A 15,160-nucleotide genomic window follows, 5' to 3' on the forward strand; every position below is an offset into this window, starting at 1 on the left:
TTTCAAATTAAACAATATCAGTCCACCTGCCTGGTAAAAGTTTTGCTGATAAAATATGATTTTGGGGCTTCACAAACAGCACAGGTATACTCTTCAGCTAAATCTTTAAAGGCAACTCCGGGGGGAATTCCCTGAGTTTCATCGCCGTATTTCTCATCATATACCGTAAGGCATTCACGGCATTGGTAAACCCTAGTTTCTTCCACTTCCTTACGGCTGCCTTCAGGTGAATCCTCTTCCTTTTTATTACCCAGTTGGTCAAAGTACATTTGGCTTAGTTCCATCAATAAAGATGGTAATTCCACCTGGTCCACATCCTGGACATGAGTGATATACTCTTTGGTGTTAGGATCAAAATTTTTGGCGTAAAGCAGATTATAGGTATCCCTTATTTCAAATTTGCCAAGGTGACCGGGAGTGGGATTTTTTTCTATTACCACAGAAGTAAAATAATAAACGCGGCGGGTGTAATTGGCAATCCCAAAGGTTAAGCCGTAAGTACTTATGTCATTCTGATCAAAATTGGCCACCAGGTATTTTTTAAGTTTCAGGGCCTCTTCATTACCTACAGGTAGATGCCAGTTAAGTTCCAGCATAGAATGCCTTACATTGATCCCGAATTTACCAAGCAACTTTTCCCACTGCAGTTTGGATTCTGCAGGAATTCCTTTTACGATAAAAGATTTCCACGGAGTGATACAAATTCGTCCAATTTTAGATTCGGCACAAAGATCACATACAGCTTTAAGGAATTCCAGGTCGTACTTATTATTTCTCCAGTAAAGCCCCAGCCAATATTTGCCGGTAACCGTGCGATTCATCCCTTCATAATAAGGAAAAGGATAGAATGGCACCTGTAGCGGTTTATCAACCGTGCGATTATCGGCCTCTACCGCATCACTCACCAGATCAAAAATCATTTCCACATTTTGCGGTTCCTCCTGAAGAATATTTTCTATAGCCTCACCGGTTTTCGCAATATCCCAACTATAAATAAGGGCAGGATACATTTCTGCTTTATCCCAGTTTGGCAACCTTATATACAGGTACCAGTAGTCTTCATGTTCTGAAGCAATAAAATTCAGGTGTCCGGTAAAAAGAGGTACAAGCCGTTGCCTGGGTTCGGTAATATTTATCTTCAGGGAAGGCTCGTACCTTATTTGTTCGAGGATATAAAGGTAACGGTCACCGGTAATCCACGAGGTGGTTGGAAAAATATCTGTTGAAACATAAGAGGAAACAATATTTTCTATAGGCTCTGCCAGCGATTTAACGATATGCAGATCCTTAAACCTGCTCAACTCATTCTCGTTTATGTCCTCCGGAAATAGGATATCCTGCCGGGAGCCGAAAGAAATGGTTTTTAAGCCCGCATTACCGGCAGTATCAGCAACTTGCTTTAATTCTGCAGGAGAAAGCACGCCTCCTTTTATCAATATTCTTGGAAGGTTTTTTCTCATACCAGTTCTTTTGAAGTATTTAAAATTTCACGCACTTCGGTTTTACAACTTCCGCAGCCTAACCCAGCTCCTGTTTGGTTGCAGAGTTCAGTAAAATTATTACAACCGCCGGCAATGGCCTCTTCTATATTTCCCGCGCCCACCTGGCTACAGGAACAAACCAGTTTCCCCACCACAGGTTTGGCATTTCCGGAACTGCGAAGTAATTGTTCCCGTTTATTGGACAGTTCAATTTTGCTTTCAATAAGATTTTTGAATTCAGCGAATTCATTTTTATCGCCCATCAGTACGGCCCCTACCAGTAAATCGTCTTTTACAATACACTTTTTGTAGTAACGCTTCCGCAGATCGGTAAATATGATTTCCTCATAACTTTCATCATTTTCAGGAACATTAATTTCCCCGATACTGCACACGTCAAGGTCATTAAATTTCAGGATATTCATTAAAACCGAACCTTTGTAAGTACTGCTAACATCGCCCGCCATAAAATTGGCAAGAATAGCGGCCTGCTCTTCTGCTGCAGAAGTTATTCCGAAGAGCTGATTTTTAAATTCGGCAATTTCACCCAAAGCAAAAATATCAGGATCAGAAGACTGCATATGCTGATTTACTTTAACCCCACGCCCGCACATGATACCACTTTCTTTGGCAATTTCTATGTTCGGGCGCGTGCCTATAGCATATACAATGGCATGCGCCGAAAGATTTTTACCACTTTTTAAGGTAATACTCAATTCTCCCGATTCTTCATCATTAAAAACGGTACTCACCTCATTATCAAAATAAATCTGGATTCCCCGCTCCTGCACGTCCTGCGCCAGCAGTTTACTTGAAGTGAGGTCCAGCTGCCGCTCCATTAACCGCGAAGAACGCTGCACAATGGTAACCTTCACATTCTTATGTTTAAGTGCGGCTGCCAATTCCAGCCCCAGTAAACCGCCACCCACAATTACCACATGCTGTTGTGACGCAGGTAATTTAGTGTCTTCCAGGTAAGTTTTGAATCTGTCGGCATCATCCTTACTTCTCATGGTAAACCTGCCCGGGAGGTGCAATTGAGCATCTTTTGGAGCAAAGGCTCGGCTGCCCGTAGCCAGAATAAGTTTATCAAAGGAATGAATATTACCATGATAATCTGTAACAGTTTTTTCTTCAGAATTTATTTTGATAACAGAGCTATCGCCATGCAGGCTTATGCGAAGCTTTTTAACTTCTTTCTCTTTAATCTTTAAAAGTTGTTCCCAGCTCAATTCTTCTGTAATATAATCCGGAAGCAAAACCCTGTTATAAAAAGGATGAATTTCTTTTGAAAAAACATGAAGTTCATCATCGCTGTTATGCTCCCTATAATTCTGAATAAACCTGAAAGCAGCTGCCCCTGCCCCGATAATAATGATTTTTTCCTGTTGCTTTTTATATTTTGAAACTGCTACTGAAGTAAACTTGAAATCGGGCTCTTTGGAGATAGGATCTACCAGAGTATGAGTTAAATTATTTGCCCTGTTCAGGTCATTACTTAATTGTTTTCCCCAGTGCATAGGCAGAAAGACCACTCCTTCCCTTACATTTTCGGTAACTTTTGCCCTTACTCTCACCATTCCATTCTGGCTTCTTATTTCAGTAACATCGCCGTTTTTAATGCCCTTAAGATAAGCGTCCACCAGATTAATCTCCAGCACCGGATCGGGATAATGGGTTTTAAGCCGGGCAACTTTCCCGGTTCTTGTCATTGTATGCCACTGGTCCCTCACCCGGCCAGTAGTTAAAATCAGCGGAAATTCACCTGTAGGTTTGGGGGACTGATTTTCGATACTCTGCGAAACATTGAAAATGGCCTTTTTTGAAGGGGTATAAAATTGTTTATCCTCAAATAATCTTGGTGTCCCAGGATGGCGGTATTCCTTTACCGGCCATTGAAAAGTACCCTCGTTTTTAAGCCTGTCGTAGTTTAAATAAGAAATGTCTATGTTCGTTCCAGCGGTCATGGCGGCATATTCTTCATAAATTTCCGCAGTACTGCCGTAATTAAAGCCACGGAAGCCCATTTTTTTCGCAAAATCACAAAGTATTTCCACATCGGGTTTTGCCTCTCCCGGCGGATGAATTTCTTTATTTAAATAAGATATACGCCTTTCAGAATTAGTCATGGTGCCATCTTTTTCCAGCCATCCAGCTGCAGGCAGCACTAAATCGGCATAAGGCAACGTATCAGATTTATGGGAAATATCCTGCACTACCACAAATTTGGCATTTTTCAGGGCTTTCTCTGCTTTTCTGGCATTTGGCAAACTCACCACTGGATTTGTACACACAATCCATACGGCTTTCAGCTTTCCTTCTTCCAAAGCATCAAACATTTCTGTTGCGGTGTAGCCGGGTTTGGGAGAAATATTATCCACCCCCCAAAATTGGGCAACTTCCTTACGATGTTCGGGATTAGCAAGATTTTTATGCACGGCAAGTAAATTGGCCATTCCTCCTACTTCACGGCCTCCCATAGCATTAGGCTGACCCGTAAGTGAAAAAGGCCCGCAGCCGGGTTTGCCTACCTGCCCGGTAACCAGGGAAAGGTTTAATAAAGAGAAATTTTTATCAGAGCCTACCACACTTTGGTTAAGCCCCATAGCCCACATACTTATAAAACCTTTGGAGCGGCCTATAATATTCGCCGCTTTTTTAATATCTGCGGAAGGAACTCCGCACATTTTGGAAGCTTCCTTTAATGACAGGGAATACACCTTGTCTTTATATTCCTTAAAACCTTCAGTATGGTTCTTTATAAAATTCTTGTCTATAAACCCTTTTTTCAGCAACTGCCTGCCAATGGCATTGTAAAGAATTACATCTGTTCCGGGGATAAGCTGAAGGTGTAAATCGGCAAAATTAGCCGAATCGGTTTTACGCGGATCGGCAACAATAATTTTTACATCGGGATTTTCTTCTTTATGCTTTTCCAAACGCCGAAAGAGAATAGGATGGCACCATGCAGGATTTGCCCCGGCAATAAGGAAAGTATCGGCCAGTTCAATATCCTCATAACATCCCGGCACAGAATCTTCTCCAAAAGTTTTTTTATAACCAACCACCGCCGAGCTCATACAAAGCCTGGAATTGGTATCGATATTATTGGTTCCAAGAAAGCCTTTGGTAAGTTTGTTGGCGATATAATATTCTTCGGTAAGGCATTGCCCGGAAACATAAAATCCCACGCTATCTGGGCCATGTTTCCTGATAATAGATTTAAAAACCCCGGCTGCCCGCTCCATTGCATCGTCCCAGCTTACCCGTTCGCGGGGATGGGAGCGGCTCCAGCGCATTTCAGGATAAAGTATCCTGTCTGAAGTGTCATTAACTACATAATCCAGGTTCATACCTTTAGAACAAAGCATTCCTTTATTAACAGGATGTTCTTTGTCCCCTTCCACTTCTACCCGGTTCCGGGCATCCTTTTTCACCACTACCCCGCAGCCAACTCCACAGTATGAACAGGTACTTTTCACTTCTTTTTCGAGCATATGCCGAATGTTTTATTACAAATTTGGCTTTTTTGGGCACAGCATAAAAGTGCCGACTTCATTATTATGAAATTTCCAAAAAAACCCATTTCATTTTTGATTTTACTGATTTTCAGCAACTCCTATTTAAGCATTTGCAGGTACAGCACTTGCCATAGAACCTTCCAGCTCTTTTTTGGCCACTTTTTCATCTTTAACAGAAAAACGTATAGCCAAGGCCACAACGCCTGTAGCCACAACGGTTACTCCTATTAAAAGATAACCTTCGGAAACTGCCTGTGCCGAGGCTGCTGCCTGTGCCGAGCGAATTACTTCCTCACCCAGACCCTGGTTTGCCGCGATAGCAACTTTCTCTGAAGCTGCCGATTTAACTTTAAGCAGCATTGCAGCCAGAAAAGCACCAACGTTCCCCCCGGCTCCAACAATTCCTGAAATAGAGCCAACAGCTTTTTTATTGATAAAAGGTACCACCGAAAAAGTAGCTCCTTCAGCCATTTGAACCGTTAAACTAAACAGGATAAGAAATGCTATGGCTACATAAAGGCTCGTCATTAGAGAGAAGGTAGAAAGCATTGCGCCCTGCACCACCATGATAGCTGCAAGAAATACCACCCTGCCCCGGAGACCTTTCTGCTTACCAAACCTGTCTCCAAAAAATCCTCCCAGGGTACGGGCAAAAATGTTCATCAGCGCAAAAGAAAGTACAATATTACCCGCAGTTATCCTTTCCAGCTGAAAGGTACTCTGAAGATAATCGTCCATAGTGCCGTATACGGTTAACTCAATTCCGAAGCAGCCAGCATAGACCATAAAAAGGATCCATACGCGGTAATCTTTTAATGCTGTCAAAAAACCAACCTGGTCCTTCTTCATTTTTGGAAGATCATCGGTTTCGGCGAGTTCCTTAAAATTACCTTCCGGAGTATCTTTGGTGAAGAAGAAATAGACCATCCCCATTGTAAAACAAAGAATTCCCGCAATAATAAGGGAATACCTCCACGCTGAAGCTTCAGCTGCACCAAATCCTATAACCAATGCTGCAATTATTGGCATTCCAAGGCGGTTTGCCCCACCTCCAAGATTTCCCCAGCCTGCGGAAGTTGCGTTAGCCGTTCCCACCACATTTGATGAAAACATAAGAGAAGTATGTACCTGGGTAATCACAAAAGAAGCACCTATAAACCCTGTCAATAACCTGCAGATAAGGAATTGCAGGGGCGTTTGCACAAAGCCGGTTAGAATTACCGGAATTGCACCAAGAATAAGAAGCCAGGTATAGCAAAGCCGTGGACCGTAGCGATCACATAATTTCCCTATAAGCAGCCGGGCGAATACAGTACCGGTAACGGCAAGTACTACCGAATTCCATTTTTGAGCCGGTGTTAATCCCAGGTCCTTTACTACATCTGGCATAAAAGGAACTACCCCGAACCAGGCAAAAAAGCATAGGAAAAAGGCCAAAGACGTAATCCAAAAGGTACGAACAGGAATGCTTTTTAAATTACGAAGATCAAATTTTGTTGCTTTTGCAGAAGTTGAATTTTTCATAATATCATATTTTAAAAGAACTAAATTAAGTATAATTACTTAAGTAATATTTATAAAAATACGTATTTATATAAAATTTACGTACTCCTTAATTTTGAAGCTATTCTTCCTCCTAATTTGTCAAATATGAAAATTATTAGCTGCAGGAATAAAATTATGAAAATCAGATGATGTTTTTTATGCCAGCTGATATTCCCTGGCTACGTTGGTAAGTTCTATAAGGTTCTTAACATCCAGTTTTTTCATCAGGTTAAAACGGTGTACCTCCGCCGTTCTTTTACTAATTGACAGCTCCTCACCTATTTCTTTATTGCTTTTTCCCTGCAAGACAAGGGATAAAATCTGCTTTTCCCTTTTTGTAAGATTAAAAGGATCTTCTATAGGTTCCTGCTTTTTTGGTACGGCAGCTCCGTTGGCAAAATTACTTATAAGTATGGAAGAAATATCCCCTGAAAAATACTTTCCGCCTTCAGCAACTTTATGTAGTGCTTTAAGTAACTCTCCTTTACTGGCTCCCTTGAGCAAATAACCATCGGCACCTGCATGTATGGACTGTACTACGTATTCTTCGGAATCATGCATTGAGAGAACCAGCGTTTTCACCGGCCAGTTATTTTCGCGAATCTTGCTTACCACTTCAATCCCATTCATCCCCGGCATACGTATATCTACCAGTAATAAGTCAGCATCGGAATTCTTCAGCACTTCTATGGCTTCCAGGCCGTCTGAAGCCTCATCTATTACTTCTATATCGGCTTCATCTTCCAGTAAAGCTTTAATGCCATCCCTTACCAATACATGATCATCGGCAAGGACTATACGTATGTTGCTCATTTTTCTTTAATTTAAGTACTAAAATAGGGATTTTTACTTAAGTGACGGATTATTGCAAAGGAACATTAAGAGTGATCCTTGTTCCTTTACCAATTTCAGAAGTAATAAAAAGCCGGCCATTTATGTATTTAATCCTTTCCCGCATAAAGGTCATGCCCATGCCGCCTGCTTCGTTTTTCCCGGCTTTTGCTTTTTGTGGATCAAATCCTTTCCCATTGTCATCAATAATCACACTAAGTATACTGCTACTGTGGGAGACACTTACAATTATGTGCGTCGAATCGGCGTATTTTATGGCGTTGTTTATGGCTTCCTGGGTAATACGGTAAATATTTATTTCAATAAGCGAATCCAGGCGTTCGTTAAATCCGGTTTTATCGTACAACAAGATATTTTTGCCGGTTAATTTGCCAAGTTGCTGGGTAAGTTTGGTAAGTGCAGGTACAATTCCATAATCTGAAAGTTCTGGCGGCATAAGGTTGAAAGTAGCCGTTCGCACTCCTTTAATTATCTTTCCGGTGAGATCCTTTACGTTTTCGATTTTCTGGGCGGCTTTTTCGGTTTTGGTTACATCTATACTTTCCAGGTTGAAATTAAGGGCGGTAAGCATTTGGCCAATTCCGTCGTGAATATCTTTAGCTATGCGGTTCTGCTCTTTCTCCTGGTTTTCAATAATTTTACTGGAAACAAGTTTTTGCTGATTCATTTTTTCCTCAAAACTCTTCTGCGTTAATCTTTCAATTTCCAATTGTGCTTCCTTGCGGGTAGTGATATTGGAAGCTATTACCAAAATTTCCCATTTATCGTCTTCGGGATTAAATGGGATTAAAGACATTTCCAGCCATACCGACTCCCCTTCTTTGGTGGTAGCTTTCACTTCCCCCTGCCAGCCTTTTTTGGCATATTCGTCCAGCAATATTTCTATTTCCTTTTTCTCGTCTTCCTTTGTGGAAAGCAATTCCGGGAATCTTGTAAAATTACTATATTTCCTGAATTCAAACAGCCTCGAAAATTTCTCTCCGAAATTGATAATATTTCCATCTGAAGTAAGCCTTGCAAAAAGCAATGTCTGATTCATTGCCTGGTTGAGCGCCTTCAATTCCTTTACCGATTTTTCTTTTGCCTGGCTAAGTACATCTGCATCACGGGCCATTTTTATCGCCTTCTTTTCGGCAATTAACAATCGCCGGATAGTTCCTTTCACCGCCCTTGCCGCAGGCAGAAAAACGAAAATCAGTTCGCTTAACAAAATTATTAAAGTCACTGCCATCAGCAAATATTCCAGGTTGCTCAGGCGTTCCACTTTTTCACCGGCTTCCTGTTCATACTGATTTACCAGCTGATCCATGCCACGCAGAAAAATTTCCTCATTCTGCCTGATTGAAGAAACCTCTGCATTAAGTTTTTCTGAAGATAGTGTGGAATTTTGAACAATATTAAGGGCAGCATTCCTGATGCTATCAAAAGAAGGATCCAGATTTTTAAACATTTCAGAAACAGCGTCACTATTTTCTCCCGGAAGCCCCAGGCTGTCATTTCCTTCCCGCAATGCCCTGTTGGAAAAACTCCAGAGTTCCACTGCTTCAGCTAACCGCTGCCTGATATTTGCCTTTTCCTGAGCTTCATCAGTAGTAAAAAGCAACAAAGCTTCCTTGGCTATTTTTTGACTGAGCATACGCTGCCGCCCGGCAATATTTACCACTGTGGAGTCACTTTCCTGATCATCAAGAAATCTATGAATCAAAATCTGGCTCACCACTACAGAAAGGGCAATCGCACTTAGAGCAATTATGTAAAGCCGGCTTAATTTTCTAAACGTCCTTTGATCCAGGGAAAATTCTTTACCAGGCATGTAGTAAAAATTAAGAAAGCGCCTGCTTTACCAGGGACGAGGTTTTATTGGAAAGGTTTAGCTTTAATGCAGCCTCATGACCTTCAGGAGACATTTTCCCCCAGGTTTTTCTAATGATGTCCACAATTTTTTGATCCTCATGCTTCGCTGCGAAATCTTCAAAATAATGCTGAAGAAATACAAGGCAAATTACATCTTCCAGCGTTTGGGAACCATCATCTTTTTTGATCTTTTTCTTCTGAACTAAAAAAGTAACCCGGTCAATAAATGTCTTATCGTAACCTACATCTTCAAGAATACCGGCAGTAATTTCGGCATGCATTTTTTTAAGATCGTTTCTCCATTTTAAGTATCCAACCCTATCCATAGGATAATCTTTCCTGGGTACTTCCCACCTGCATATATGCTGGGCACGGGCGGCGATTTGAAGTTCTTCGGAAGCATCCGGATCAAACTCCAGAAGCTGATTGTACATTCTTTTGGAGTAAAGCAGTTCTTTTGGATAAGTTTTGCCCCCGTCTTCTTCGTTATGCGGATCTTCAGAATTTTTTTGGTCTATTCGCCTGATGGCTTCTTCAAATTTATTCTCCATTGGTGTTTTGCATTAATCTGAAAAACCAATATACACATTTCCCGCTTCAATTTTAACGGGATATACTGCAATTTCCAGCTCATCACCATTAAGATTATGCCCGTCTTCCAGGGAAAAGGTTTTTTTATGCAGAGGACAGGCTATCTTGGGAATATCTTTTTCTTCTCCAATCATGCCCCTGGAAAGTACCATTTCCAGCTTATGCGGACAAAGATTCTGGCATGCGTACCATTTTGACCTTCGGGTAAAATTGAATACTGCAATTTGTTTGCTGCCATGTTTAATACACGCGCCCCCATCTTCAGGAAAATCATTGGTCTTCCCGGCAAGGAACCAGTTTTTGACTGCAGCTTCAGAAACGGAATTATATTGAGATATCAAATTTTGCATTTTTCAGAGTTATAAATTAGTACTACCAGGGTTTGGGCATTTTTTGTTCCCTCATTGGAACAAATTCCAGTGTATCATCAGATTCATCAGAATTCACAAAATGTTTAAACCGCTTCATCATTTCAGGATCTTCAATTGCTTCTTTCCATTCGCACTTGTATTTCTCTACCAATTCCTGCATTTCAGCTTCAAGATCTTCTGCTATTCCGAGGGAATCTTCCACAACTACTTCTTTCAGGTAATCTATACCACCTTCCAGTTGTTTCAGCCAGGGCGCTGTCCTGGTAAGCGGCGGTGCTGTTCTGATATAATACATGAGGAACCTGTCCAGGTATTTAATACAGGTTTCATCATCCAGCTGTTCCGCAAGAAGAATGGCATGTTTTGGAGTAGCCCCACCATTACCACACACATAAAGGTTCCAGCCGCTTTCCACGGCAATAATCCCGAAATCCTTACCTCTGGCTTCAGCACATTCCCTTATACAGCCGGACACTCCGCCTTTTATTTTGTGGGGGGACCTAAGCCCTTTATATCTTTCTTCAATTCTTATGGCATAGCTCACACTTTCATGCATTCCATAACGGCACCAGCTGGAACCCACACAACTTTTTACGGTTCTAAGGGATTTTCCATAAGCATGGCCACTTTCAAAACCGGCATCTATAAGTTCCCTCCAGATATGCGGAAGCTGATGTAACTCTGCTCCAAAAAGGTCAATCCGCTGCCCGCCGGTTATTTTAGAATATAAATCATATTTTTTCGCAACGCCCCCCAGCGCCATTAATTTATCAGGAGTAATTTCCCCACCGGGAACCCTTGGCACTACTGAGTAAGTTCCGTTTCGCTGAATATTTGCCAAAAATCGATCATTAGAATCCTGAATGGCAACCTGTTTATTAGCGGTTTCCATGTAGATACTGGCAAAAATTGAAGATAACGCAGGCTTGCAAATTTCGCAGCCATCCCCTTTTCCGAAGAGATTCAGCGCCTCATTATAGTCTTTCACCTTATTGATTTTTATAAGATCATAAAGTTCCTGACGGCTATAGTTGAAGTGAGCACATAAGGTTTCCTTTACTTCTTTCCCCAAAGATTTAAGGGAGCCTTTCACAAGATCTGCCACCATAGGCTTACAACCTCCACAACCCGTTGCGGCTTTGGTAGCTTTTATTACATCCCCAAGATTCTCACAGTCGCCACTTTCAATAGAACTGCAAATAGCGCCTTTTGTTACGCTTTCGCAGGAGCAAATTTGTGCCGTATCGGGAAAATCCATAGCGCTGCCGGCAACACTACCACCTTTTGAATCTTTGGAAGGAATAATAAGGTTTTCAGGATTTTCCGGTAATTTCATTCCGTTAATAAAAATCTGAAAGAGATTGTTATAATCTGAAGAATCACCAATTAGTATTCCTCCTAATAATTTTTCACCTTTCTTACTTACATTAATTCGTTTATAAATTCCGGAGCGTTTGTTTTCATAAACAATGGTGGCTACTTCTTCATTATCTATAAAAGGATCCCCGAAGCTCGCCACTTCGGTACCTATTAACTTTAACTGCGTGGACATATCTATTACCTCAGCCATCACTTTGTCGCCGCCGGTGATTTGCTCCACCGCCACCTGGGCCATATCGTAGCCGGGAGCCACAAGCCCGTACACTCCATTATTATAAAGTGCCACTTCGCCTATGGCATAAATATCCTTTTCTGAAGTCTGCATCTTATTATCTACCCAAACCCCGCCTTTTTCACCTGTCTTTATGCCTGCTTTTACGGCAAGCTCATCCCTGGGCCTTATTCCTGCTGAAATTATTAGCATATCTGTTTCCAAAGAAGTACCATCAGAAAATTCCATTTTCTCAATAATTTCTTCTCCTGCAATCTCTATAGTTGCTTTTTCCAGATGCACATTTATGCCAAGTTCTTTAATTTTCGCCTTAAGCATATTACTCGCGGCCTGGTCCAACTGCCTTGGCATTAAACGTGGGGCAAACTCCACAACATCGGTTTCCAGCCCGAGTTCTTTTGCTGCATTGGCAGCTTCCAAGCCCAGAAGTCCGCCGCCCAGCACAGCCGCTTTCTTTTTGCCATCAGCTTTAATTTTGGATGCATAAGCCTTCATCGCATCCAGGTCTTCTATTGTGCGATAAACAAACACCCCAGATTTGTCCGATCCCTTAATGGGCGGAACAAAAGGATACGAGCCTGTAGCCAGGATAAGATAATCATAATTGTAGGTCTCCTGTTTATAAGTTACCACCTGTTTTTCCGCAGGTTTTATTTCACTGATAAGCTCTGAAGTATGTAATTCTATATTATTTTCCCCGTACCAGTTCACCGGGGCAAGCAAAAGCTCATCGGGAGACTGATTGGAAAAATATTCACTTAGATGCACCCTGTCATACGCTGAACGTGGTTCTTCACCAAAAACCAACACTTCATAATCTTCCCTCGAGGGGTGGGACATTAATTTTTCACAAAATTTATGACCTACCATTCCGTTTCCTACTACAATAATTCTTTTCATGACTACGTATTTGAAACAAATATAAGTAAAAATACTTAGTATTGTTACGTAGTTCTGAAATTTAAGAAGAAAAAGTTTATAATAGAGGTTTTAAAATTTCTAAGCATCTTATACCACACCTGTCAAACCCCATGCTAACACCTCATCAAATGCATCAACAATCAATTTTTAAAAAGAATAAAATACAAATTAAAAAAGCTGAACAACGAAAAAATTGTTCAGCTTTAAATATTTGTTTCAATCTTAATACTTCCCATTATTTTTCGGAACGGGATGTTTATAATAGCTTCTATTTTACAACTTCTTCATCCCTTTTGTCTCCGATTTTTCTGCCGGAATAATGCTGATGGCGTAACCACCTCCCGGTGCAGAGAACTGTGAGAGTTTGGATTTATTATCAACAACAACTTTTCTTATTTCATAAGCCTGCGGATTGGTTTTGTAATGCGCATCTTTAGCATCGGAATATATTGTGGCGATATATTTTTGTCCCTTATCTAAAAAGTCAAATTTTATCTTTGAAGTACGGGCGGTTTCTCCATTTACATTTCCAAGGAACCAGTTATCACTTCCTTTTTCTTTTCGGGCTACGGTAACATAATCACCCGGCTCGGCTTCTAGATAAATGCTCTCGTCCCAGTCTAAAGCCACATCTTTTATAAACTGAAAAGCATCCGGAAAACGCTTATAATTTGCCGGAAGATCGGCTGCCATTTGTAACGGACTGTACATGGTCACATAAAGGGCAAGCTGATTGGCTATGGTGCTGTTAACATGGGAATTATTTTCAGGATTTAATTTACTAAGGTCCATTTCGAAAATTCCGGGTGTGTAGTCCATCGGCCCACCAATCAATCTTGTAAAAGGCAACACTGTCACATGATTTGGTTTTGAGCCTCCAAATGCCTGGTATTCTGTCCCTCTTGCAGATTCGTTAGCAATTAAATTAGGCCATGTACGGGCAAGACCTGTAGGACGTACCGCTTCATGTGCATTAACCATAATTCCATAATCTGCCGCTTCTTTAACCGCGTACAGATAATGGTTTACCAGCCACTGACTATAATGGTTTTCTCCACGCGGAAGAATGTCTCCAACATATCCACTTTTTACGGCATTGTAACCATACTCCTTCATAAACTGATAAGCTGTATCCAGATGGCGCTCATAATTACGTACGGAAGCCGAAGTCTCGTGGTGCATGATCATTTCCACTCCTTTGCTTTCTGCGTAATCCTGAATTTCTTTTACATCAAAATCGGGATAAGGGGTGACAAAATCGAAAACGTAGTCTTTGGAATGTCCAAACCAATCTTCCCAGCCAACATTCCAGCCTTCAACCAGTACGCCGTCAAACCCGTTTTCAGCAGCAAAATCTATATATTCTTTTACATGCTCTGTAGTTGCCCCGTGGGTGCCGTTTGGAGTGGCAGATTCATAATCTGTTTCCCCAAGTTTTACCGCTGTAAAATCGTTGGTGTAAGACCAGGTGCTTTTACCGGTAATCATTTCCCACCAAACTCCAACGTACTTCATAGGTTTAATCCAGGAAGTATCGTCAATTTTTGAAGGTTCATTTAAATTATAGATCATTTTAGAAGCCAGGATATCCCGGGCATCATCACTTACAATAATAGTTCTCCAGGGAGTTATGGAAGGAGCGATCATATAAGCTTTATCACCTTCCAGATTTGGAGTAAGCCATGATTCAAAAACAAAATTTTCATCATCCAAATTAAGATGCATCACCGGATAATTCACCAGAGCCGCTTCATGTAAGTTGATATACAAGCCATCATCAGTTTTCATCATTAAAGTAGTTTGCACTCCTGTAGGTGAAAAAGAGGTTTGGGAAACATTTTCAGTTATCGAACCTTCCATAAGTCCTCTTATTGCTGAAAGTTTCGACTCGGTATAATCATATTCCTGGGTGTCATAATCTCCGGGAATCCAAAAAGCAGTATGATCGCCGGTCATCGCGAATTCAGTCTTTTCATCTTCAATTACAAAATGCCCCAGGTTTTTCTGCTGCGGAAATTCGTACCTGAAGCCAAGGCCGTCGTCAAAAAGACGAAAGCGAATAATTACTTCACGGTTTGTCCCTTTCTGAAGCAGGTTTACCGCCATTTCATTATAGTGGTTTCTGATTTCTTTTTGCTCACCCCAAACCGGCTCCCATGTTTCATCATAGCTGGTTTCATCAATACCGGAAACAGTGAAATCGTTTAAAAGATCCTCTTCATTTTTCAGACTGAAACCTAATGCACTGCTTTTGATTACTGCCTGATTTTTATAAGTAAGACTGTAAGTAGGAGTTCCATTTTCCTTAACAGAAAATTGCATTTCCAGTTCTCCATTGGGAGATTTTAAAGTTTGAGAAGTAGCTACGCCCATAAAACAAAGAATAAAGGCATATATTACTGAATTTTTCAT

9 protein-coding genes are annotated in these 15,160 nt (G+C 41.1%); all 9 read right to left on the reverse strand.

Features of this window, described 5'->3' with window-relative positions:
- Nucleotides 1-17: 17 nt before the first annotated feature.
- The 9 genes from RM539_RS08835 to RM539_RS08875 all read right to left on the reverse strand — a co-directional run bounded on the left by RM539_RS08835 (nt 18) and on the right by RM539_RS08875 (nt 15,160).
- Nucleotides 18-1,460: a rubredoxin gene (locus RM539_RS08835; protein ID WP_311503030.1), complete on the reverse strand. Its 1,443-nt coding sequence runs from the start codon at nt 1,458-1,460 to the stop codon at nt 18-20.
- Nucleotides 1,457-4,978 (reverse strand): molybdopterin-dependent oxidoreductase, encoded by a 3,522-nt coding sequence (locus tag RM539_RS08840; protein ID WP_311503031.1) that lies wholly within the window; start codon nt 4,976-4,978, stop codon nt 1,457-1,459. The genes RM539_RS08835 and RM539_RS08840 overlap by 4 nt, the downstream gene beginning before the upstream one ends.
- A 126-nt stretch (nt 4,979-5,104) precedes the next feature.
- Nucleotides 5,105-6,526, reverse strand: a complete 1,422-nt coding sequence (locus RM539_RS08845; RefSeq protein WP_311503032.1) for an MFS transporter — start codon at nt 6,524-6,526, stop codon at nt 5,105-5,107.
- 177 nt (nt 6,527-6,703) lie between these two features.
- A complete protein-coding gene (locus tag RM539_RS08850; RefSeq protein WP_311503033.1) occupies nt 6,704-7,360 on the reverse strand; it encodes a response regulator in 657 nt (218 codons plus the stop codon).
- A 49-nt stretch (nt 7,361-7,409) separates the two neighbouring features.
- Nucleotides 7,410-9,212, reverse strand: coding sequence for a sensor histidine kinase (locus RM539_RS08855; protein ID WP_311503034.1), 1,803 nt, complete (start codon nt 9,210-9,212; stop codon nt 7,410-7,412).
- A gap of 10 nt (nt 9,213-9,222) precedes the next feature.
- Nucleotides 9,223-9,804 (reverse strand): DUF4202 domain-containing protein, encoded by a 582-nt coding sequence (locus RM539_RS08860; RefSeq protein WP_311503035.1) that lies wholly within the window; start codon nt 9,802-9,804, stop codon nt 9,223-9,225.
- Between the two features lie 12 nt (nt 9,805-9,816).
- Nucleotides 9,817-10,194: a nitrite reductase small subunit NirD gene (nirD, locus tag RM539_RS08865; RefSeq protein ID WP_311503036.1), complete on the reverse strand. Its 378-nt coding sequence runs from the start codon at nt 10,192-10,194 to the stop codon at nt 9,817-9,819.
- A 22-nt stretch (nt 10,195-10,216) separates the two neighbouring features.
- Nucleotides 10,217-12,727, reverse strand: a complete 2,511-nt coding sequence (gene nirB, locus RM539_RS08870; protein ID WP_311503037.1) for a nitrite reductase large subunit NirB — start codon at nt 12,725-12,727, stop codon at nt 10,217-10,219.
- Nucleotides 12,728-13,021: 294 nt separating this feature from the next.
- Nucleotides 13,022-15,160: a glycoside hydrolase family 97 protein gene (locus RM539_RS08875; protein WP_311503038.1), complete on the reverse strand. Its 2,139-nt coding sequence runs from the start codon at nt 15,158-15,160 to the stop codon at nt 13,022-13,024.

The organism is Autumnicola musiva, from assembly GCF_031846585.1.
GTDB classification, from domain to species: Bacteria; Bacteroidota; Bacteroidia; order Flavobacteriales; family Flavobacteriaceae; genus Autumnicola; species Autumnicola musiva.

Bases quoted from the DNA above. Each gene is read 5' to 3' on its own strand.
- RM539_RS08860 (WP_311503035.1), bottom strand. From the start codon at position 9,804: ATGGAGAATAAATTTGAAGAAGCCATCAGGCGAATAGACCAAAAAAAT.
- RM539_RS08845 (WP_311503032.1), bottom strand. From the start codon at position 6,526: ATGAAAAATTCAACTTCTGCAAAAGCAACAAAATTTGATCTTCGTAAT.
- RM539_RS08850 (WP_311503033.1), bottom strand. From the start codon at position 7,360: ATGAGCAACATACGTATAGTCCTTGCCGATGATCATGTATTGGTAAGG.
- RM539_RS08835 (WP_311503030.1), bottom strand. From the start codon at position 1,460: ATGAGAAAAAACCTTCCAAGAATATTGATAAAAGGAGGCGTGCTTTCT.
- nirD (WP_311503036.1), bottom strand. From the start codon at position 10,194: ATGCAAAATTTGATATCTCAATATAATTCCGTTTCTGAAGCTGCAGTC.
- RM539_RS08855 (WP_311503034.1), bottom strand. From the start codon at position 9,212: ATGCCTGGTAAAGAATTTTCCCTGGATCAAAGGACGTTTAGAAAATTA.
- nirB (WP_311503037.1), bottom strand. From the start codon at position 12,727: ATGAAAAGAATTATTGTAGTAGGAAACGGAATGGTAGGTCATAAATTT.
- RM539_RS08875 (WP_311503038.1), bottom strand. From the start codon at position 15,160: ATGAAAAATTCAGTAATATATGCCTTTATTCTTTGTTTTATGGGCGTA.
- RM539_RS08840 (WP_311503031.1), bottom strand. From the start codon at position 4,978: ATGCTCGAAAAAGAAGTGAAAAGTACCTGTTCATACTGTGGAGTTGGC.